This is a genomic window from Microbulbifer sp. SE14, assembly GCF_059834885.1.
In genome coordinates this window covers 1-22,181 of record NZ_JCBAJA010000014.1, presented here as the reverse complement: position 1 = coordinate 22,181, position 22,181 = coordinate 1, and the positions used below count along the sequence as shown (strand labels likewise).

At 63.9% G+C, this 22,181-nt stretch carries 12 protein-coding genes and 1 pseudogene; 7 read left to right on the top strand and 6 right to left on the bottom strand.

Features of this window, described 5'->3' with window-relative positions; all coding sequences use genetic code 11:
- Window positions 1–63 precede the first annotated feature (63 nt).
- Window positions 64–1,557, top strand: a complete 1,494-nt coding sequence (gene nirK, locus AC6R19_RS11405) for a copper-containing nitrite reductase (protein WP_500579939.1) — start codon at window positions 64–66, stop codon at window positions 1,555–1,557.
- A gap of 425 nt (window positions 1,558–1,982) precedes the next feature.
- Here the strand turns inward: nirK and AC6R19_RS11400 are convergent, their stop codons facing one another.
- The 6 genes from AC6R19_RS11400 to AC6R19_RS11375 form a co-directional block, all read right to left on the bottom strand.
- Window positions 1,983–2,246 carry an acyl carrier protein gene (locus AC6R19_RS11400; RefSeq protein WP_500579938.1) on the bottom strand — a complete coding sequence of 88 codons (264 nt, stop codon included), beginning with the start codon at window positions 2,244–2,246 and terminating at the stop codon, window positions 1,983–1,985.
- Complete coding sequence (locus tag AC6R19_RS11395) at window positions 2,243–3,427, bottom strand: dihydrolipoamide acetyltransferase family protein (protein ID WP_500579937.1); 1,185 nt, start codon at window positions 3,425–3,427, stop codon at window positions 2,243–2,245. The genes AC6R19_RS11400 and AC6R19_RS11395 overlap by 4 nt, the downstream gene beginning before the upstream one ends.
- A complete protein-coding gene (locus tag AC6R19_RS11390; protein WP_500579936.1) occupies window positions 3,420–4,400 on the bottom strand; it encodes an alpha-ketoacid dehydrogenase subunit beta in 981 nt (326 codons plus the stop codon). The genes AC6R19_RS11395 and AC6R19_RS11390 overlap by 8 nt, the downstream gene beginning before the upstream one ends.
- A 132-nt stretch (window positions 4,401–4,532) precedes the next feature.
- The gene (gene pdhA / locus AC6R19_RS11385; protein WP_500579935.1) at window positions 4,533–5,510 is read right to left on the bottom strand and encodes a pyruvate dehydrogenase (acetyl-transferring) E1 component subunit alpha; all 978 of its coding nucleotides are present in this window, start codon (window positions 5,508–5,510) and stop codon (window positions 4,533–4,535) included.
- Window positions 5,507–7,273, bottom strand: a complete 1,767-nt coding sequence (gene acsA / locus AC6R19_RS11380; RefSeq protein WP_500579934.1) for an acetate--CoA ligase — start codon at window positions 7,271–7,273, stop codon at window positions 5,507–5,509. The genes pdhA and acsA overlap by 4 nt, the downstream gene beginning before the upstream one ends.
- A gap of 45 nt (window positions 7,274–7,318) precedes the next feature.
- Window positions 7,319–7,807 (bottom strand): Crp/Fnr family transcriptional regulator, encoded by a 489-nt coding sequence (locus AC6R19_RS11375; RefSeq protein ID WP_500579933.1) that lies wholly within the window; start codon window positions 7,805–7,807, stop codon window positions 7,319–7,321.
- A gap of 184 nt (window positions 7,808–7,991) precedes the next feature.
- Between AC6R19_RS11375 and AC6R19_RS11370 the strand changes: the two genes are divergently transcribed.
- The 6 genes and pseudogenes from AC6R19_RS11370 to AC6R19_RS11345 form a co-directional block, all read left to right on the top strand.
- Window positions 7,992–10,691 carry a cation-translocating P-type ATPase gene (locus tag AC6R19_RS11370; RefSeq protein WP_500580019.1) on the top strand — a complete coding sequence of 900 codons (2,700 nt, stop codon included), beginning with the start codon at window positions 7,992–7,994 and terminating at the stop codon, window positions 10,689–10,691.
- A 311-nt stretch (window positions 10,692–11,002) separates the two neighbouring features.
- The gene (locus AC6R19_RS11365; RefSeq protein ID WP_500579932.1) at window positions 11,003–11,998 is read left to right on the top strand and encodes a universal stress protein; all 996 of its coding nucleotides are present in this window, start codon (window positions 11,003–11,005) and stop codon (window positions 11,996–11,998) included.
- Window positions 11,995–20,640 carry a GH36-type glycosyl hydrolase domain-containing protein gene (locus AC6R19_RS11360; protein WP_500579931.1) on the top strand — a complete coding sequence of 2,882 codons (8,646 nt, stop codon included), beginning with the start codon at window positions 11,995–11,997 and terminating at the stop codon, window positions 20,638–20,640. The genes AC6R19_RS11365 and AC6R19_RS11360 overlap by 4 nt, the downstream gene beginning before the upstream one ends.
- A gap of 108 nt (window positions 20,641–20,748) precedes the next feature.
- The gene (locus AC6R19_RS11355; protein ID WP_500579930.1) at window positions 20,749–21,201 is read left to right on the top strand and encodes an Hsp20/alpha crystallin family protein; all 453 of its coding nucleotides are present in this window, start codon (window positions 20,749–20,751) and stop codon (window positions 21,199–21,201) included.
- Between the two features lie 90 nt (window positions 21,202–21,291).
- A pseudogene (locus AC6R19_RS11350) lies at window positions 21,292–21,888 on the top strand (TCP-1/cpn60 chaperonin family protein); the annotation flags it as partial.
- Window positions 21,889–21,932: 44 nt separating this feature from the next.
- Window positions 21,933–22,181: helix-turn-helix domain-containing protein (locus AC6R19_RS11345; protein WP_500579929.1), on the top strand; the 249-nt coding region annotated here is incomplete at its 3' end.

Genomic DNA, 22,181 nt, shown 5'->3' with positions numbered 1-22,181 from the left:
CCGGCCGGGTTTCAAGCCATGCTAAGCGAGCAAGTACACCTATCCCCACAAGGAGGTGATCCGGTGTCCCATCCCCAAGATACCAAACCGATCATAGTGCGCAGCCTCGCAACCCTGTGCCTGCTTGCCGTCGCCGCCTGCGGCCCGGCGAGTGAAGGAAAATTACCTGTCTCTGCGGACCACCCTGACGAGAAGGTGGCCTGGTCGCCGCCCGCGGTGTCGCAGATCCGCGGCGAGCAAGTGGCCCAGCTTACCCCGCCGCCGCAGGTGCCGCCGCCGATAGAGCGGGATTACCCGACCAGGCTGATCGTCAATCTGGAGGTACAGGAAAAGGTCATGCCCATGGCCGACGGCGTCGACTACACCTTCTGGACCTTTGGCGGCACTGTGCCCGGCAGCTTCATTCGCGCGCGGCGGGGCGACCTGGTGGAGTTCCATCTCGCCAACCGCGCCGACAGCAAGGTGCCGCACAATATCGACCTGCACGCGGTCACCGGACCCGGCGGTGGCGCGGTGGCGTCCCTGACACCGCCGGGCCAGGAGAGCGTATTCAGTTTCCAGGCGCTGAATCCGGGCCTCTACATTTATCACTGCGCTACGGCCCCGGTGGGTATGCATATCGCCAACGGCATGTACGGCCTCATCCTGGTGGAACCGGAGGAGGGCCTGCCAACCGTGGACCGGGAGTACTATGTCGTGCAGGGGGATTTCTACACCCGCGGCGCCCACGGCGATCGCGGCCTGCAGCCCTTCGATATGGAGAAGGCGCTGCGGGAGCAGCCGGACTATGTAGTGTTCAATGGCTCAGTGGGCGCGCTGACCGGTGAGGGGGCACTGCCGGCCAAAAAGGGCGAGACCATCCGCCTCTTTGTCGGCAATGGAGGCCCCAACCTGGTCAGTTCCTTCCATGTGATCGGCGAGATTTTCGATACCGTGCGCATCGAGGCCGGCACCGCCACCAACCACAATGTGCAGACCACGCTGATACCCGCCGGAGGTGCCGCCATTGTCGAATTCAAGGTGGAGGTACCGGGGGAGTTCCTGTTGGTGGACCACTCGATATTCCGCGCCTTCAACAAGGGGGCACTGGGCAAGATAGTCGTAGAGGGCGAAGCGGAGGACACGATCTTCTCCGGCCTGCAGCGGCAGGCGGTCTACCTGCCGGAGGGCGGCGCCGTACAAGCGATGCCGGATCGCGGTGCACCCGAAGAGGTGGGCGCGCAGAGTAGGGAGGAGCGCATCGCCCGTGGCGAACACATTTACCAGAATGTCTGTGCCGCCTGCCATATGCCGGACGGCCGCGGCGTGCCCAACAATTTCCCGCCGCTGGCCGCGTCGGATTACCTGAACGCCGATGTGGAGCGGGCCATTCGCGCCGTTGGCGAGGGCCTGAAGGGCGAGATTCAGGTCAATGGCGAGACCTACAACAGCGTCATGCCGCGTTTGAACCTGGGCGCCGAGGAGATCGCCAATGTGCTGACGTTTGTTTACAGCCGTTGGGATAACAGTGGTGTGGAGGTGACGACACAACGGGTTGAGGAAGTGATGAAGCAGTAGCGGCTCGCCCGGAAATGCCGCGTTTCAGTTCCCCAGTCCATTTATCTGAAGGCTGCATTCCATAATGGAAGTCGCGTATGTACTTGTTATAACCATTCACTGGCAGATAGTAAGCAAATGAGCCCTTGAGAATGATAAAGAAGGTATCCCCCGGTCCGCCGTCTTCGAATAGTGTCTCACCCTTGCGCAGCGAGTAAACACGCCCCTTTTCCAGCAGGTAAGCGATCGCCTGGTCGGACAGGGCGCCGAGTGCCGAGGCATTCTTTAAATGGTCGATACCGAGTTCGTCCAGTAAAAATTCACTATCTACCTGGCGCATAACAGCCTTCTCAGTAGAGTGATTGATGTCCGCAGATGCGAGCTCCGGACCCTCCGGGCGAACACTAGGTTCGCCCCTACATATATTTTCGTCAGTCCGGCGAGTGCTATTCCCCGGACACGTTGCTGTCGATACTTCGCGCCAGGTAGTCGACGGCGCCCTCCAGGCTCTGCAGTTCCGCGTAATCCTTTTCCGGAATATCCGTCTGGAATTCCCGCCCCAGGGCGATGACGAAATTCAAGAAGTCCATGGAGTCGAAATCGTACTGATCGCGCACCGGCACAGCGGGGTCCAGCTGTTCGGGGTCGATATCCGGCGCCACCTGCAACAGTTTCTCCAGTGCCAGGGACCTGATTTCCTCTCTTGTCATAGTTTTTCCGGCTCCTGTAACAGGCGGTCGATTTCGGCCAGGAAGAGTGCGCCGCGGTGGCCGTCGCTGGCCCGGTGGTCGGCGGCAAGGCTGGCATTGATGATCCGCCGCAGCTGCGGCTTTCCGCCCACCGGCCGGATTCTGTCGACGATCGAGCCGAAGCCGACGATCGCCAGCTGCGGCGGGTAGATGATCGGGAACACCGTCTCCACGCCCTGTTCGCCGAGGCTGGTGACGGTGATGGTGGCATCCCGCAACTCGGAGCCGCGCAGGTGACCCCCGCGGGCACGGTTGACCAGGTCGGCAAACTCGGGCATCAGGCTGTCCAGGTCTTTTTCGTGCACCCCGTGCAGTGCCGGCACCACCAAGCCGCCACTGCGCAGGGAGATGGCGACACCGATATGCACATCCCTGTGGATCTGTGTTTCGCCGTCGAGCAAAAATCCGTTCATCTCCGGAATTTTTTCCAGTGCTCGCGCTACGGCCTTCAGCAGCAGTACCGCGTAGACCATACGCTCTGGTAGTGGCCGTTCGGCGTTACATTTTTCCAGCCAATGCAGTGCGGGGGTCAGATCGATGCTGGTGGAAAGGTAGTAGTGGGGAATTTCCTTTTTCGAGCGTGCCATGGCTTCGGCTATGGCGCGGCGCATGCCGGTCGCGGCGGCTTCCGGTTTTTCGGCCACGGTTTCCGCCGGCGCCGCCGGGCCGGCACTGCTGGCGACGTCTTCCAGGGTGACAGCGCCGCCGGGACCAGTGCCACGAATGGTCTCGGGATCCAGGCCCAGCTCGCGTGCCCGTTTGCGCGCGGCGGGGGAGATTCGCTTGCGCTCCGTGGGCGGGACTGCCTCTATCGCGGCCGACGGTTGTTTTTCTGCGATTACTTCCTTTTTTACTTTTTCTATTTCTTCTTCTGCTTTCTCTTCTTCGCCTTCTTCCTCGGGCTCGCCTTCACCGCGCAAAGTTGCCAGTACCGTCCCTACCGGCACCTTTTCATCCGGCTGTACCAGGATATTGTCGACGGTGCCGGCCTCGAAAATCTCGATGTCGATAATGCCCTTGTCGGTTTCCACCGCAGCGACGATATCGCCTTTCTTTACGGAGTCACCGGGCTTGACGAACCATTCGCGCAGGGTGGCGGCTTCCATATCGGCGCCGAGTGAGGGCAGGCGAAACTCAGACATTTTGTCCCATCACCTCGCAGGCTTTCTCGACGATGGTCTCCACCTGTGGCAGGGCCGCCTGCTCCAGGTGACTGGGGTAGGGGATGGGCACCTCGGCGGTGCACACCCGAGCCAGTGGCGCGTCCAGGTCGTAGAAGGCCAGCTCGGCGATGCGCATGCCGATTTCCGCCGCCAGGCTGCCGCTGCGCCAGCCCTCGTCGATCATCATCGCACGGCGGGTTTTGCGCACCGAATTCAAAATCGTGCCCTCGTCCAGCGGGCGCAGGGAACGCAGGTCGATCACTTCTGCGTCAATTCCGTCCTGTGCCAGTGCATCGGCGGCCTCGAGGCTCTTGTGCAGGTTGCCGCCGTAGCAGATCAGGCTGATATCCGTGCCTGCCCGACGGACCTCGGCGCGGCGGATATCCTCGACGCGCACATCCTCCGCCAGCTCGCCCTCGCGGTTGTAGAGCGCGTTGTGCTCGAAAATGATCACCGGATCAGGGTCCTCCAGCGCCACCCGCAGCATGCCGCGCATATCCTCCAGCGTGGCCGGGGCGATAACGCGCAACCCGGGCACGTGGGCGTACCAGCACTCCAGGCTGTGGGAGTGTTGCGCGGCCAACTGGCGCCCGGCGCCTGTGGTCATACGCAGCACCACCGGCACGCTGAACTGGCCGCCGGACATATGGCGCAGGGTGGCGGCGGTGTTCACTATCTGGTCCAGGCACAGCAGGCTGAAGTTGACCGTCATCACCTCGACGATCGGGCGCATGCCGCCCAGCGCTGCGCCTATGCCGGCGCCGACAAACGCGGATTCCGACAGCGGCGTATCGCGGATGCGCTCCTCGCCGAACTCCTGCAGCAGCCCCTGGCTCACCGCGTAGCAGCCGCCGTAGCGGCCCACGTCCTCGCCCATCAGGAAGACCCGCTCATCCTGTTGCAGCGCTTCGCGCAGGGCGGCGCGCATGGCTTCGCGGTAGGTGATTTTCATCTCGATTCCCGTGATCGTTCTCTGCAGGAGCGGCCCATGGCCGCGATCGGACTCTCCGAATTAACCGAGTATTGATTGCGGCCATGGGCGGATGGCCGCCCCGCCGCTCCTACAGGGTGGTTTCGTTTGGCCTCATTCGGTGTAGACGTCCTTCATCAGGTCCTCCAGAGGCTCCCAGTGTCCCGCCTCCGCGAAGTCGATGGCGGCCTGGATCTCCTCGGTAACCGCATTTTCAATCTCAGCGATATCCCCGTCGTCGATCACCTGCTGCGCCTTCAGGCGCGCGGTCAGGGTGGCCACCGGGCACAGCTGCTTCCACTGGTCCACCTCCTCCTTGCTGCGATACAGTTCCGGGTCGAACATCGAGTGGGCGCGAAAGCGGTAGGTGCGCATTTCCAGGAAGGCCGGTGTTTGCTCTTCGCGGATTTTTTTCACAGCATCGCGCACCGCGGTATTCACCGAGGTCACATCCATACCGTCCGCCGCGGCGGAGTAGATGCCGTAGCCCTCCGCCTTGCGGTGAATATCGGTCACCGATTCAGAGCGGGCAAGGGCGGTGCCCATGGCATAGAGGTTGTTTTCGCAGACAAACAGCACCGGCAGCTGCCAGAGGGCGGCCAGGTTCAGGGATTCGTGGAATTCGCCCTCGGCCACCGCGCCCTCGCCGAAGAAGCAGGCGGTGATGCGCTGGCGCTTTTGCAGCTTGTCCGCCAGCGCCAGACCTATGGCCAGGGGCAGTCCGCCGGAGACTATAGCGTTGCCGCCGTAAAAGCGGGTCCCGGCATCGAATAGGTGCATGGAGCCGCCGCGGCCGCGGGAGCAGCCCTCCAGCTTGCCGAACATCTCCGCCATGATGGCGTTCATGGAGATGCCGCGCAGCAGGGCGTGGCCGTGCTCGCGGTAGGTGGCGACGACAGCCGCGTCCTCGCCCAGTTCCGGCATGGCACCGGCGGCCACTGCCTCCTCGCCGATATACAGATGCAGGAAACCGCGGATCTTTTCCTGCCCGTAGATCTCCGCGCACTTCTCCTCCATGCGGCGCACACGGGTCATATCCTTCAGCCAGCGCAGTCCCTGTTCGCGGCTGACCTGTGAGGGTTTCTCTGTCATTCCTTGCCCTCCAGCGTGGAGGTGTCGCCCTCGGGCAGGCCCAGTTCGCGCGCCTTCAGCAGCCGCCGCATGATCTTGCCGGAGCGGGTGCGCGGCAGGCTGCTCTCGATCTGCAGTTGCCGCGGCGCCACCGCCGGGCCCAGGCGTTTACGCGCCAGTGCCAGTATCTCCCGCTGCAGTGCCTCGCCGGTCTCGAAACCGGGTTTCAGCGATACGAAGGCCTTTACGATCTCCCCGGCCACCGGCTCCGGCACGCCTATCGCCGCCGCCTCGGCCACTGCCGGGTGCTCCATCAACGCGCTCTCCACCTCAAAGGGGCCGATCAAATGGCCGGAGGATTTGATCACGTCGTCGGCGCGGCCGACGAACCAGTAATAGCCGTCCCCGTCCCGGCGCGCCAGGTCGCCGGTCAGGTACCAGTCGCCGCGGAAGCACTTTTTATAGCGCTCCTCCTCGTGCAGGTAGGTGCGGAACATCGATGGCCAGCCGCGTTTCAGAGCCAGCTCTCCCTCCTTGCCGGTCTCTTCAACGATTTCGACGGAGCCGTCCTCACGCGGGCGCACTATGGCCGCCTCTATGCCCGGCAGTGGCCGTCCCATGGAGCCGGGGCGGATCGGCTGGCTGAGAAAATTGGCGATCATGATGCCGCCGGTCTCGGTCTGCCACCAATTGTCGTGGAAGGGGAGGCCGAAGGCCTCCTGGCCCCAGAGTACTGCCTCCGGATTCAGGGGTTCGCCGACGCTGGCCATAAAGCGCAGCGCCGGCAGTTCGAACCGCCGCGCCAGTTCGGCGCCGTACTTCATCATCATGCGCACCGCGGTGGGTGCGGTGTACCAAACGCTGACCTTGTGATCGCGCAATATGCCGTACCAGCGCTGGGGCTCGAATTCCTCCCGGTCGACGATCATCGTCGCACCAATGGTCAGCGGCGCGATAATGCCGTAGCTGGTACCGGTCACCCAGCCGGGGTCGGCGGTACACCAGAAGATATCCTGCGGGTGCAGGTCCAGCGCCAGGCGCGCGCTGGCGTGGTGGGCCAGCACCGCCTGGTGCACGTGCAGGGCACCTTTGGGCCTGCCGGTGGTGCCGCTGGTGAAATGCAGCAGCGCTGGATCTTCGGGGTCTGTATTCTCGATGGAGAAGGTGTCCGAGGCGCCGTCCAGCAGTTGCTGGAAATCCAATGTATCGTCGGGTTCGCCCTGGGGCTGGGTCTGGTCCCGTACCAGCAATATGTACTGGAGCTGTGGCAGGGATTCGCGCAGCGATGCGACCTTGCGCCGGTAGAGCCCCTCGGTGGTCACCAACACCCTGGCCTCGCCGATGGAAAGGCGCGAGTGCAGCGGCTCGGGGCCGAAGGCGGAAAACAGCGGGCAGAAAACACTGCCGTTTTTCAGCGTGCCCAAGGCGGCGATGTAGAGTGCCGGCAGGCGCTCGCTGAGGGCGAATACCCTATCGCCTTTTTTCACCCCCAGGTCGCGCAGCACATTGGCGAAACGGTTGGTCAGTTTACTCAGGTCGGCATAGCTGAAATCCGTCGCCTCGCCGTTCCTGCCCAGCCAGCGCAGCGCCAGGTGCTCGCGCCTGTCACCGGAGGCGTGTCTGTCCACCGCCTCGTGGGCGATATTGAGGCCGCCGCCGGGCAGGCCGTCCAGCATTTCTTGTTCGTACCCCCAGGAAAAGTGTTCCCGAGCCGCATCGTAGTCCAGCAGGTTGGGCACCAGTTCCCAGTCTTCGCTTCTTTTGCGGATCGTCTGTCGGGACATAGTCTTTTCGCAGGCTGTGTGGCCGCGGCCATCTGGCCGGCTTTGTCAGCGCTTGGTGCTTTTCAGTTCCGCCACCATCTGGATGTAACCCAGGACTCTCCGCGCCAGCTCCCGGGACAGGTTGATCAGCAGTACGCCGAAGTCCAGCGGCATTTCGCAGTGAAAGGTGTAGAAGACATTTGAATTCACTTCCAACACCAGGCTGTCACTGGTGGCTATCGTTGTTCCCGGCCAGGGTGTCAGCGCGATCATGGTGACGAATCCTATCTGCTCGCCGAAATGGAAATCGCTTATATGCTCGACGTGGTTGTTCAACACCTGGTAATAGGCGAGCGAACCCTTGAGAACGATAAAGAAGGAACCTGAGGGCTGGCCGGCCTTGACGAGTGTCTCGCCTTTGCGCAGCGCGTGGATGCGCCCTTTTTTCATCAGATAGGCGATCGCCTCGTCGGACAGGGCGCCAAATGCCGCGGCATCTTTCAAATGCTCGATGCCGAGTTCGTCCAGTAGTAGCTCACCCTCTACCTGTCGCATGACAGCCTTCTCAACAAAGTGGTCATGGAGGCCATTGGCCCATTCATAAAGTATGGGCCAATGGCGGCCGGTGCGCTCTATTCCCGATGCCGAAGCGGGGCACGGGGAACCGTTCATTGGAGGGTCCGGAAACTTTTTCAACTAATGTTGCAGGGTCAGTGACGCGGGCTATGGGTTGGACCAGATGACCCCTCAGATTGAAATGAAACAAGACCAATCGCGCAAGCGAAGCTGGCACGTCCGCGGTGTCAAGGATGTTCTTGCGGAGCTTGAAGTTAAGACTGGTGATGGCCTCGCCCCGGAGGAAGCAGAGGCCCGTCTCAATAAGTATGGGCCGAACGAGTTACGGCGTGTAGAGACGCGCCCGTGGTGGCGTATTCTCCTCACGCAGCTGCACAGCATCGTCATCTACTTACTCGGTGGTGCGGCCATCCTGGCGTTTGCGACGGGGCGACTGCCCGAGGGCTTCGCCGTGCTGGCCGTCCTTGTCATCAACACGGCCCTGGGGTTCGTCAGCGAGTGGAAAGCCGTGCGCTCGATGGCTGCTCTTCGCAAACTCGGAGGGCACAAGGCCTGCGTGCGGCGGGCGGGAAAAGCGCGAGAGATTCGGGCCGCCGACATAGTGCCGGGAGATATAGTACTTCTCGAGTCGGGGGCGCTGGTACCGGCAGACCTGCGGGTGGTCGAAGCAGAGCATCTGCGGGTCAATGAGGCGCCACTCACGGGCGAGTCCGTACCGTCCAGCAAAACCGTGGACGCGATTGACGAAGACACGGATCTCGCCGAACGCAAGAATATGCTCTACAAGGGCACGAGTATCGCCGATGGCACGGCCGTGGGGGTCGCGGTGGTGACGGGCGCACACACCGAACTCGGTCGTATCACAGAGCTGGCCGAGACGGCGGAAGCCATGGTCACCCCCCTGCAGAAACGGTTGGACCGGCTGGGGCAGCGACTCGCACTCCTGACCATCGGCATCGCGGCCGCCGTCGCCGTGATCGGCCTGGTCATACGGCGACAGGAAGCCACGCTTGTCGTCGAGACGGCCCTGGCGCTCGGCATCGCCGCGATTCCCGAAGGTCTGCCCATTGTCGCCACCATCGCCCTAGCGCACGGCATGTATCTGATGGCCAGGCGCAATGCGCTGGTCAACCGCCTCACCGCTGTCGAAACCCTGGGCGCCACGCGGGTGATCTTCTCGGACAAGACTGGAACGCTCACCGAGAACCGCATGCGGCTCCGCGAGATCCGCACCCCCGACGGCGACCTCTCGCTCGATGACGAGCGCCCCCGGGAGCTGGAGCAACACGGGACCATCCGGCGCGCCCTGGAGGTCGGCGTCCTGTGCAATGGCGCCTCCCTGGAAGAGGACCAGGGCGAGGACAACCCGCGGGGCGACCCTACGGAAGTGGCGCTGCTGGCAGGCGGGAAAATACTCGGCATCGAACGGGCTGCGCTGCTGGAAGAGAGGCCCGAGGTCCGGGTGGAGAAGTTCGAGCCGCGAATGAAGAAAATGGCAACCTTCCACCGGCAGGGTGAGCAGTACTACGTCGCGGTGAAGGGCGCACCAGAGGCGGTGCTCGACGTTTGCACCAGGATCGCGACCACGCACAGCGATGCCGAGCCGCTCGGCGATGATGCGCGCAGCCAGTGGCTCGAGCGGTCGGACGCACTCGCAGGCGAAGGGTTGCGTATCCTGGCAGTGGCGGACAAGTGGGCTGAATCCGAGGAGGTGGAACCGTACGAGGATCTCTGCTTTGTCGGCATCGTCGGTTTGCTCGATCCTCCCTGCGAGGAGGTCAAGGCGGCCATCGACACCTGCCAGGCCGCCGGTATCCGTGTGGAAATGGTCACCGGCGACAAGCCGGAAACTGCCGTGGCGATAGCGCATGCAGCGGGCATTGTCGGCGACGAGGAAGATCCCGAGACGGTCGTCATGCTCGGCCGCGAACTTGGCGATCCCGATCAACTCGACGATCGGGCGCGCGACAAGATCTACCGCGCGAACATCTTCGCCCGGGTGAGTCCCGAACAGAAGCTTAACCTGGTGCGCGTTTACCAGGACCGCGGCGAGGTTGTTGCCATGACCGGGGACGGCGTCAATGACGCGCCTGCGCTCAAGAAGGCCGACATTGGTATCGCCATGGGCAAGCGCGGCACCGAAGCCGCTAAGCAGGTCGCCGACATGGTTTTGACGGACGACGCCTTCGAGACCATTGTGGCTGCCGTTCAACAGGGCCGTGTCATTTTCGGCAATATCCGTAAGTCGGTCATATTCATGCTCGCAACGAACGTGGCCGAGGTGATCGCCGTGACAGTGGCGACCGTGGCGGGTTGGACCTTGCCTCTGCTGCCGTTGCAGATTCTTTATCTGAACCTGCTCACCGATGTCTTTCCCGCCCTGGCGCTTGGCGTCGGTCCAGCCAGTGGAAACGAGATGCGCGAGCCGCCCCGCGATCCGGGGGAGGGCGTGCTTACCCGGCATCATTGGGCCGAGATCTCCGGCCTCGCTGCGGTGATCGCGGGTTGTGTTCTCGGAGCCCTCTTGCTCGGGCAGCACTGGCTGAGAGTGACCGAGTTCGAGGCCATCACCATCTCATTTCTCACGCTGGCCTTCGGGAAACTCTGGTTCACGTTCAACCTGCGGAGTTCGAAGTCGGGGATGCTGCGCAATGAAGTGACGCGCAATCCCTGGGTATGGGCAGCGATAGCCCTCTGCATTGTTTTGCTCGTCGCAGCGGTATATCTCCCCGGCTTGTCCGACCTGCTGGAAACGAGAGCACTCACCTGGCGGAGCTGGGGGCTGGTTCTCGTCATGAGCGTGATTCCACTGGTTGCCGGCCAGAGTCTTCGAGGCATCCAGCGGCGGTGGGGGGGCTCTTGAGCATCTGATCGCCGCTGGCGGGTGTCTCCTCCACGGCTCCAGCAGGCACGAAAGTTTGCGTCCGGCATTATTCTGCGTGTTCTTCGACGATCGCCATTTTGGCTCTTCTTTCAACCCGAGTTGAAGCGCTCCTTTGTACTCCTCACCATAGCCGACTAAGCTCAAATCGCGTCTTGCAATCCCACAATTCGCATATTGAAGGTCGGCAATAACTGGGCCTGACCCGCTCAAATAATACTGCTGACACCTGTATCTTCTTCAAACAAACCGTCAATAACGACACTGTCCGGATCCGGTCAGGGGAAACAGGCATGCCCTTCAAACACATCTTACTGCCTCTCGACGGCTCTTCTCTCGCGGAGGAGGCCATTGCCCACGCAGTGACGCTCGCGCGCAACAGTGGTGCGGAAATTCACCTGCTGCATGTACAGAAGTCCGAGTCCCACGCCGATGACCACGAGCAGACTATCGATCCGGTGGACTGGCGATTGCGGCGGGCGGAACTCAGGAGTTACCTGAACCGACTTGCGGAGCGGATCTCCAAACGGGATATCCCGGTGACACTGTCTGTCGTTGAAGGGCGACCTGCCGAGCAGATCGTTGAGTATTGCGAAGAGATGAATATCGACCTGATCGTGTTTACCGCCTACGGCAAGGGGGGCGTGAGCCGCTTCGACTTCGGCAGCACCGCGCAAAAGGTCTTCAGCGGTTCCGGGCGCTCCTTCATGATCGTGCGGCCGGCGGAGACGCCGGCGGATACGGAAAAGAGAGCCTATCACCGCATCCTGGTGTCGATGGACGGCTCCCCGCGCTCCGAGTGGGTGGCCTGCCAGGTGGCGTCCATGATGCGCGGGGAGGAAGTGGAGTTACTCCTGCTGCAGGTCATCGCGGTGCCGGAGATGCCCCGGCGAATGCCTATCACCCGCGAGGAACACGCCACGCGGGAAAAATTTGTCGAGTGCAACCGCCGCGCCGCCGAGGCCTACCTGGAGGAAGTTGCCCGGCAGCTGCAGAATGGCATCAAGGTGCGCCCGCGGCTGCTCGTGGCCCAGAATGTCCCGGAATGCATCTGTACCACTGCTGCCGAGGAGAACGTAGACCTGATTGCCATGAGCGCCCACGACTGGCAGAGCGGGGCGCAGCAGGTCACTGGCACTGTTTGCCATACCGTGATGTGCCAGAGCGACCTGCCGGTACTGGTCTTCCAGGACCTGCCCGAAGCCCAGCTGCAGGCCTTGCGGGCCGGCGCCGACCTTTGTGAGATACGCCACCCGACTCTTCCGGAAGACAGCTCTGCTAATCGATGAAAGTGAAACACGGGAAAAGGGACAAGTCCTCTGCGGGGCGCAAATTCTTTTGGCGCCCGAAATCATCGCGTCCTGCGGCGCAAGGGGCCGCAAAAACCGGCACCGACGATCGGGGTCTCGATGAAGCACAAAAGCGCATCGAGGACATAGACGCGCTCGCCAAGCGCCACCGGCACCTCGTGGATAGCGGGCGCCCCTACCGGCTCAAATCCGACCTTCGAGAACTGGAAAAGGATTTCCAGGATGTTTACCGGCGCCTCGCCGCGCGCGTGGAGGCGGGGGAGAAGGGTACCCGCAATGAAGAGTGGCTGCTCGACAACCGCCACGTGGTGCAGGAAGCGCTGGAGCTGGTGCGCCAATCCCTGCCAAGCAATTACCTCCGCCAGTTGCCGAAGATATCCGCCGCGGAAGGGCGCACCGACCTGCGCGCTCGCGCCCTGGCCGAAGCATTGGTGGCCGACATCGAGCAGCCGCTGGATATCGAGTCCATCCAACAGCTGGTGGATGAATACCAACAGGAGACGATACTCACCACCGGCGAACTCTGGGCGCTGCCCGCACTGCTGCGCCTCAGCCTGCTTCAGCAGCTGGCACAGTTCGCCGAGGACGCCCTGGCGCAGAAAGCCGATGAAGGGGGCAGCGTCGGCATCGCCAGCGCCATCATCAGCCTGCGCGAACTGCGCGCCCACGACTGGCGCGACTTCGTCGAATCCCTAAACCGCGTGGAGCGGATACTGCGGTCAGATCCGGCGGGTGCATACGGGGAGATGGATTTCGAGACCCGCGACAGCTACCGCAGCGCCATCGAGAAGCTGGCGCGCGGCAGCGGCCGCGCCGAACACCTGGTGGCCCAGCGCCTGGTGGAACTGAGCGATGATCAGGCAGTCGACAGCCGCCAGCGGCATGTAGGCTATTACCTTGTGGGCGACGGGCGGGCGCAGCTGGAAGCCGCGCTGGAGTACCGCCCGGCCTTCAGCCAGCGCCTGTACCGGTCACTGCTGCACTGGGCGTCCCGCGTCTATTTTTCCGCGCTGGCAATCTTCTCCCTGCCGCTGCTGATTGCGCTGGCCGTATACCTGCTCGCGGGCGGAACCGGCATCGGGTTGACACTGCTGGTGGCGGCGATTGCCGCGGTGCCCGTGCTCGGCCTGGCGCTGGGGCTGGTCAACGGGCTTATCACCCACAGCCTGTCGCCGCGCAAACTGCCCAAGCTGGATTTCGAGCGCGGAATACCGGAGAGCTGCCGCACCGTGGTTGTCGTGCCGGTGCTGTTTGCCGACGCGGAAGACGTGCGGAGAACCCTCGAATGCCTGGAGATCAATTTCCTCAACAACGGCGATGAAAATCTCGTCTATGCCGTGCTCAGCGATTTTTCCGATGCCGCTTCGCAGAACGCAGAGGGAGACGACGAACTGCTGCAAGTCGCACGGGAAACACTGCAGGCAATGAACGAGCGCTATGCGGCCAGCGAGGGCAGGGCGCCCTTCCTGTTGCTGCACCGCGAGCGGCGCTGGAACCCGGCGGAGAACTGCTGGATGGGCTGGGAGCGCAAACGCGGCAAGCTGATCGAATTCAACCGCTTGCTGAAAAGGCACGACGACCACAGTTTCACCACCTGTTATGGCGACCGGGCGCTGCTGGAGAAAACCCGCTACGTCATCACCCTGGACGCAGACAGCCAGATGCCGCCCGGCACGGCGCGGCGTCTCATAGGAGCCCTGGCCCATCCGCTGAACCGGGCGGAGGTGGACGGAGACAGCCGGCGGGTGGTGGCCGGCTACGGCTTCCTGCAACCGCGGCTGGAAACCGATCCCGCAGGCGCTGTCGAGACGGTCTTCACCGAGGTTTTTTCCGGCGATCGCAGTGTCGACCTCTACACCCACGCGGTATCCGACGCCTACCAGGACCTTTTCGGCGAGGCGATATTCGCCGGCAAGGGCATCTACGATCCGAAGGTTTTCTCCCAGAGCCTGGCCGGCCAACTGCCTGAAAACGCGATACTCAGTCACGATCTGCTGGAAGGGGCCATCGGCGGCGCCGCGCTGCTGTCGGACGCGGTCTTCTATGAACAGTACCCCCCCAATATCTTTGCCCTGCTGCGACGCTCCCACCGCTGGATACGCGGTGACTGGCAGCTGTTGCCCTGGCTGCGCAAGCGGGTTTCGATCGATGGCGGCGAGAAAGTAGCCAACCCGCTGCCATCGATCCACCGCTGGAAAATCGCCGACAACCTGCGCCGCAGCCTGGAGGCGCCCTGCCTGCTGGCACTCTTCCTGCTGGCCTGGAGTGGCTGGCTGCCGGGCAGTGCCTGGACCTGGACCCTGGGCCTGCTGTTGCTGTCGGCGGCACCGGTGTGGCTGGAACTGCTGTCGATGCTGTGGCGCAGCGTTGCCGATCTCCGCCGTGCCCACCACCACCTGCGCGGCGGTCCCGCGGTATTGCAACAGCGCTTCCTGCACTGGCTGCTATCGCTGGCCCTGCTGCCGGCACAGGCGGCCAATGCGCTGGACGCAATAGTGCGCACTCTCTATCGGTTGGGCATTTCCCGCCGCCGCCTGCTGGAGTGGACCTCGGCGGCCCACGTGAATCGCTCCGTGAGCAGCGCCCTGACAGCCAACGGCGCCTGGCGGGAACTGTGGATCTCGCCGGCCCTGGCTGCGCTCGCCACTATGGGTCTGCTCCTGTCGGCACCCGCCAACCTGCTGCCCGCCGCGCCGCTGCTGCTGGCCTGGCTGTTCGTGCCGCAGCTGATCCACCGCATCAACCGGCCGCACCGGATCGAACCCCCGCCCCTGACCGAGGAAGATAGGCGCGAGCTGCGCCTGTTGAGCCGGCGTACCTGGTTTTTCTTCGAGCACTTCATGGGCCCGGACGACCACTGGCTGCCGCCGGACAACTACCAGGAGGAACCCCTGGCGGTATTGGCGCGGCGCACCTCGCCCACCAATATCGGCCTCGGCCTGCTGAGCATCCTCAGCGCCTACGACTTCGGCTACCTGGACCTGACCCTGCTGCTTGCGCGGCTCAACAACAGCTTCGACCGCATGCGCGGGCTGGAACGCTACCGCGGGCACTTCCTCAACTGGTACGAGACCCGTGAGCTGCACCCGCTGAACCCGCGCTACGTCTCCACCGTGGACAGCGGCAACCTGGCCGGCAGCCTGCTGACCCTGGCCCGCGGTTTGGAAGAACTGCTGACGGAGCCGCTGAGCGGCCGCCCGCTGGTGCTAGGTATCGCGGATACCCTCGGCGTGGTGACGGAAGCCCTGCAGCCGGAGGTGGCAACCACCTCGGCGGAACTACAGAAAATCAGGGCGGAAATAGCGGAGCTGCGCGGGCGGCTGGAAGAGGGCGCTGAACAGGGGCGCTGGTGGCAGGTCATCAATGAGATCTACGAACGGGAAGTGCCGGCGCTGCAGGAACGGATGCTGGGGGTTATCGAGAGCGACGAGAAGAACTTCAGCGCCGAGGCACTGGGACGCCTGCGCCACTGGTTCGACGAGCTGCACCGCCACGAGGTAACCGCGCGGCGCTACCAGGAAAAGCTGGAGCCCTGGCAGCGGCTGCTGCAGAAACCTCCGGAGGCATACCGGGCCAGCGGAAAGGCCGGGGAGTGTTTCCGCACCCTGGCGGAGATTCTGGATGCGCCTATCGCATTGTCGACATTGCCGGAAACCTGCAGCAGGGCGGAGAGAAAACTCGCGGAACTGCAGGACTCCCTCGGCGCCGTGGCGGAGCAGCTGCGCGAGGAGGCCGGCGACTGGAATGACAAACTGCGTCGCGCCCTCGAGACGGCGCGCAAAAACGCCGACAGCTACAGCGGCGAACTGCAGGATCTGGCCGCGCGGGCGCGGGACTGGGTCGAGGAGATGGACTTCGCCTTCCTGTACGACCCGGACCGCCACCTGTTCCATATCGGCTACAACGTCACCGATGCGGCGCTGGATCCCAACTACTACGACCTGCTCGCGTCGGAGTCGCGGCTGACCGGATTCCTGGCCATCGCCAAGGGCGATATACCGGCGCGCCACTGGCGCCACCTGGAGCGCCCCTTCCGGCGCCTGCACCGGCGGGTGGTGCTGATGTCCTGGAGCGCGACCCTGTTCGAATACCTGATGCCGCGGCTGCTGATGGAAACCCCGGACCATAGCCTGATCGGGCGCGCCTGTCGCACCGCGATCGATGTCCACCGGGAGTTCACCGGCCGCTTCGGGCTGCCCTGGGGCATCGCCGAGTCCGGCTACTACGAACTCGACAGCCACCTGCATTACCAATATCGCGCCTTCGGCGTGCCAGGTATCGGTTTCCGCCGCGACCTGGGCGAACGTATTGTCGTCTCGCCATACTCCTCAATGATGGCGCTGCCCTTCGGCGCCGACGCGGTGGTGCAGAACCTGCGCCAGCTGCGCAGCCACGGAGGCTACGGCCAGTTCGGCCTCTACGAGGCGATCGACTTCGGCCGCACCGCCAAGCCGGCGCCGCGCCGGGCGCGTACGGTGCGCTCCTATATGAGCCATCACCAGGGCATGATCCTGCTGGCCCTGAACAATTTCTTCCACGGCGACATCATGCTGCGCCGCTTTCACAGCGATGTGCGCATCGCCGGCCTGACGCCGCTGCTGCACGAGCGCATCCCGGCGGCGCCGCCGGCGCTCAGGCCCTGGAAACGGCCCGGGGTCCTGCGCAGCTTCCACGTCGAAGTAGCGCTGGAAAGCTGGTGGCCCGACTTACAGAGACCCTTCCCCCAGTACAACCTGCTCTCCAATGGCCACTACACCCTGGTGCAGTCTGCGGACGGCGCCGGCGGCAGTTACTGGCACAACATCGCCGTGACCCGCTGGCAGCCGGATACCACCCGGCACCAGTGGGGGCATTGGTGCTATGTGCGCGACCTGGACAGTGGCGAACTCTTCTCCGTGGGACTGGCGCCCTGTGGTGGCGACGCCAGCCACTGCGCCGCCAGTTTCTCCCCCCAGGGCGTCGAACTCCAGCGCCGCGAGGCGGAACTCTTCTGCCGCCTGCACATAGCGCTCAGTTCCCAGCACGACATCCAGGCGCGGCGGCTGATCATCAAGAACGAGAGCGATCGCGAGCGCCGCCTGCTGTTGGCGGACTACGCCGAAGTGGTACTGGCGCCGGAGCGTGAGGACTTGCGCCACCCGGCCTTCGCCAAGCTGTTTGTGGAGAGCCAGTACCTGCCCGACGAACAGGTGATGCTCTACCGGCGCCGGCCGCGCGGCAGCGACGAAAAGCCGATCTACCTGGCCGCGAGCGTGCTGGTGCAATCCGATGTACGCCACCGGCTGGGCTGGGAGACGGATCGAATGCGCTTCCTCGGCCGCGGCGGCTCGCCGGCGCGGCCCCAAGCCCTACAGCAGCCGCTGGAGAACGGGCTGGCCGGCTTCAGCGGCACCACCGGCCCGGTGTTGGACCCGGTGATTGCCTCGGCGCAGGAAGTGGTGATACCGCCACAGTCGGAAATTGAAGTGGTCTACCTGACCGGGGTGAGCAAATCCCGGCGGGAACTGCTGTCGACGCTGCGCGCCTACCGCTCGCGGTCCAAGGCGCGCTGGGTGTTCGACCTGGCGCGCATGCAATCGGAGCACGAACTGCGCAATCTGCGCGTCGGCGCCGGGGACATGCACTGGATGATGGATCTGCTGTCGCTGGTACTGGCCCCCGCCGGCGCCCTGCGCGCGCCCTCGCGGGCCCTGGCCCGCGCCCGCCACATCCAGCCCGGTCTCTGGAGCCGCGGTATCTCCGGCGACAACCCGATACTGCTGGTGCAGATCCGCAACGAGCAGGAGATCGGCTTTGCCGAGCCGATACTGCAGGCGCATACCTACTGGTGCGGGCGCGGCCTGGCGGTGGACCTGGTGATCATCGACGAGGAGTCCGCCGGCTATGCCCAACAGGCCCGCGACCGGCTGCAGGATATGATCGCCGACATCCGCGGGCGCACCCTGCGCAAGCTGGCCGGCTCGGTGGTGATGGTGGCCGGGCAGGAACTGCCCGGTGCCGAGCGCATTCGACTGCTGGCGGCCGCCCGCGCGGTACTGGATTCCTCCGCCGGCCCGGTGGCCGCGCAACTGGAAAGTGGCACCGCGACGCTGCAGGCGCAGCTGCAGCCGCTGCCACCCTTTGTGCCGGTACTCGGCGCCGAGTCCGAGTCGCAGCCGACGCCGGAACTGCAGCGCCGGAATGACCTGTTATTCGACAACGGCATCGGCGGCTTCTCCGCCGACGGCCGCGAGTACATCCTGCACCTGGAACCGGGGCAGCGCCCGCCGGCGCCCTGGGTCAATGTGATCGCCAATCCGGATTTCGGCTGCCTGGTGTCCGAAGGCGGCTCTTGCTGTACCTGGAGCGGCAACAGCGGCGAGCACCGGCTGACCGCCTGGAACAACGACCCGGTGCTCGACCCCAGCGGCGAGGCGCTCTACCTGCGCGACGAGGAGACGGCCGAGGTCTGGACACCGACTCCGGCCCCCCGGCCCGCCGACGCCCCTTACCAGGTGCGCCACGGCGCCGGCTATACAGAATGGCGCCACAACAGCCACGGTCTGGAGCAGTCCTGGCACATCACTGTCGACCGCGAGGCACCGGTAAAGATAGGCCGCCTGACGCTGAAGAACTGCTGGGACAGGCCCCGGCGCCTGACTGCGACCTATTACGTGGAATGGGTGCAGGGGCTGACCCGGGCCGGCAGCTGGCCGCACCTGGTCAGCGAATTCGAATCCGACAGCAATGCGCTGCTGGCCCGCAACGCCTTCGTGCCGGACCCCAAGCCCGGCGTCGCCTTCCTGACCGCCAGCCTGCCGCCCCACGGCCTGACCGCCGACCGGCACGAGTTTCTCGGCAGCGCCGGCGGCTCCGCGGGACTGGAAGCGCCGGAGGCGCTGTTTCGCATCGGCCTCTCGGGGCGGGTGCAGTGCGGCGGTGATCCCTGCGCCGCCTACCAGGTGCATATCGACCTGGCCGCCGGCGAGACCCAGCAGGTCTATTTTGCAATGGGGGAGGGCCGCGATCGGGCGCAGGCGCTGGAACTGGCCAGGGAGTTCAGGAATGCGGACAGAGCTGAGGATGCCCGTGTCCAGTTCGGGCAATTCTGGGAAAACTACCTGGGCAGAGTGCAGGTGGAGGTGCCCGACAAGGCCACCGAGCTGATGGTAAATCGCTGGCTGCCGTACCAGACCCTGGCCTGCCGCCTGTGGGGGCGCAGCGGCTTCTACCAGTCCAGCGGCGCCTTCGGTTTCCGCGACCAGTTGCAGGATGTGCAGGCACTGCTGTGGACCCACCCGGAATGGACCCGCGAGCATATATTGCGCGCCGCCTCGCGGCAGTTCCAGGATGGCGACGTGCTGCACTGGTGGCACGAGGATCCACTGCGCGGTGTGCGCACCCGCTGTTCCGACGACCTGCTGTGGCTGCCCTTTGTCACCGCCCAGTACATTCGTACCACCGGCGACTACGGAATCCTGGACGAGCCGGTTTCCTACCTTCAGGGCGCGCCGCTGGAAAAGGATGAGCACGAGCGCTACGCGGAGTACGAGACCAGCGCCGAATCCGGTTCCCTCTACGAACACTGCTGCCGCGCGATAGAGCGCGCCAGTGCCGTGGGTCCCCACGGCCTGCCGGTGATCGGCAACGGCGACTGGAACGACGGCTTCAACCGCATCAGCACCACCGGCCGCGGCGAGAGCGTATGGATGGGCTGGTTCCTGCTGCGGGTCTGCCGCGATATGGCCCCCCTTTGTGATTACATCGGTGACGAGGCGCTGGCGGAGCACTACCGGCAGTTGGGGGAAAACTTCCGCCAGCAGGTGGAGGAGAGTGGCTGGGACGGCGCCTGGTACCGGCGCGCCTACTACGACGACGGCACCCCGATTGGCTCGAAGCTGAGCGACGAGTGCAAGATCGACCTGATCGCGCAGACCTGGTCTGTGCTGTCCCAGGGGGAAGTGACCGAGCGTGCCCGCGAGGCAATGGATTCCGCCTACCAACACCTGGTGAACGAAGACGCGCGGCAGATACTGCTGCTCAAGCCGGCCTTCGACCGCACCAAGAAAGATCCCGGCTATATCAAGGGCTATCCGCCGGGCATCCGCGAGAACGGCGGCCAGTACACCCACGCCGCCACCTGGGCGGTCTGGGCCGCCGCCGGCCTCGGCCACAGCGAGCGGGCCTGGCATCTCTTCGACCTGATCAACCCTATCACCCACACCGACAGCGCCGAGGGCGTAGAGCGCTATCGCACCGAGCCCTATGTGCTGGCAGGTGATGTCTACGGCGTGCCGCCCCATGTGGGCCGCGGCGGCTGGACCTGGTATTCGGGCGCTTCCGGCTGGCTGTACCGCGGCGCACTGGAGGCATTGCTGGGGGCGAGAATCCTCGATGGCGACAGCCTGGAGATCAAACCCTGCCTGCCGGAATCCTGGGACAGCTATCGCCTGTCGCTGGGCTTCGGCGGCAGCCGCTATGAAATTGAGGTGCAGAACTGCGGCGGTTGTCCGCAGGAGATTGCCGAGCTGACCCTGGACGGCGAGAGAATCAGCGGCGAGCGCGTCCCGCTGGCGGATGACGGCGGGGAGCACCGGGTGACCGTGGTTTTTGAGCCGGCTTCGCGAACGCCCGGGCAGTAATTCCCGCGCCCGCCAAGCCGCCCGCTACTGTTCCGCTGACTATAATTTTTTTGTCAATCCCTGCCGTTTAACGGCACTTACCCCCCCGCAAATTGAAGAGAGGAAACCATGAGACTCCCAGCCAGAAGGCCCACCGACCTGTGGCACCGTTTTCAGGAGGATTTCGACCAGCTCACCCGGGCCATGAACGAGCGCTGGCCCTCCCTGTTCGAGGAGGAGGGCGAGATGGCGGCCCGCGAGTGGTCGCCGACCGTCGATGTAATTGAGGAGGACGACAAGTTCCTGCTCCGGGCGGATATCCCCGGGGTGGACCCCAAGGATATCGAGGTCAGCCTGGACAACGGCAACCTGGTTATCCGCGGCGAGCGCAAGTGGGAAAAGGAGGAGAAAAAGGAGGGCTATATGCGCTCCGAGTGCTCCCACGGCATGTTCTACCGCCGCCTCGCCCTGCCCGAAGCCGCCGACCCCGACAAGATCTCCGCCAAGGGCAAGGACGGTGTGCTGACCGTTACCATCGGCAAACGCGAGGTCTCCAAACCCAAGCGGATCACTGTCCAGTAACGGAAGCCGCCGGAGTTTGAGTATTGTTACCGATAAGGGCCTTGCGGGCCCTTATTCATTTGTAAAGTCATCGAGGCGATGAGAAGGACCATGGCAGCCAAGGAAATCAAATTCGGAACCGATGCCCACACCCAGATGATCGCCGGTGCGGCGATACTCGCCGATGCGGTCAAGGCCACCCTGGGCCCCAAGGGCCGCAACGTGATTATCGAAAAGCGCTTCGGCCCGCCGGCGGTGACCAAGGACGGTGTATCCGTGGCCAAGGAGGTCGAGCTCGAGGACAAGTTCCAGAATATGGGCGCGCAGATGCTGAGGGAGGTGGCCGCCAAGACCTCGGAAGTGGCCGGCGACGGCACCACTACTGCCACGGTGCTGGCCCAGGCGATCATGCAGGAGGGCTTCAAGGCGGTGGTATCCGGCATGAACCCGATGGATATCAAGCGCGGCATCGACCAGGCGGTAAGCGCCGCGGTGGAGCAGCTGCACCGGCTGTCGATCCCCTGCGACACCGGTAAGGCCATCGCCCAGGTGGGCACCATCTCTGCCAACGGCGACGAGGATATCGGCAATATCATCGCCCGGGCCATGGACACCGTCGGCCGCGACGGTGTCATTACCATCGAGGAGGGTTCCGGCCTGGTCAATGAGCTGGAGATCGTAGAGGGCATGCAGTTCGACCGCGGTTACTAATAGAGCGGAAATAATCAATACAGCATGGTATCATGGCGCGCATGAAATACGACGCCAGAAAACTTAGCACAGAAGAGCAACACCTCATACGAAAAATCGCCGTTCAGCGCGTATTTGATGGGGAGTCTGCAGCAGAAGTCACTCGTAGTTTGGGGCTGGGTAGCAGAACCATTTTCCCTTGGTTAAAAATTGCACGGGAAAAAGGCATCGATGCATTGGCACCTAAAGCTAGGCCGGGGCGTGGCAGAAAGCTGTCTCCTATCGAGGAGCAAGAAGTCAAACGCTGGGTT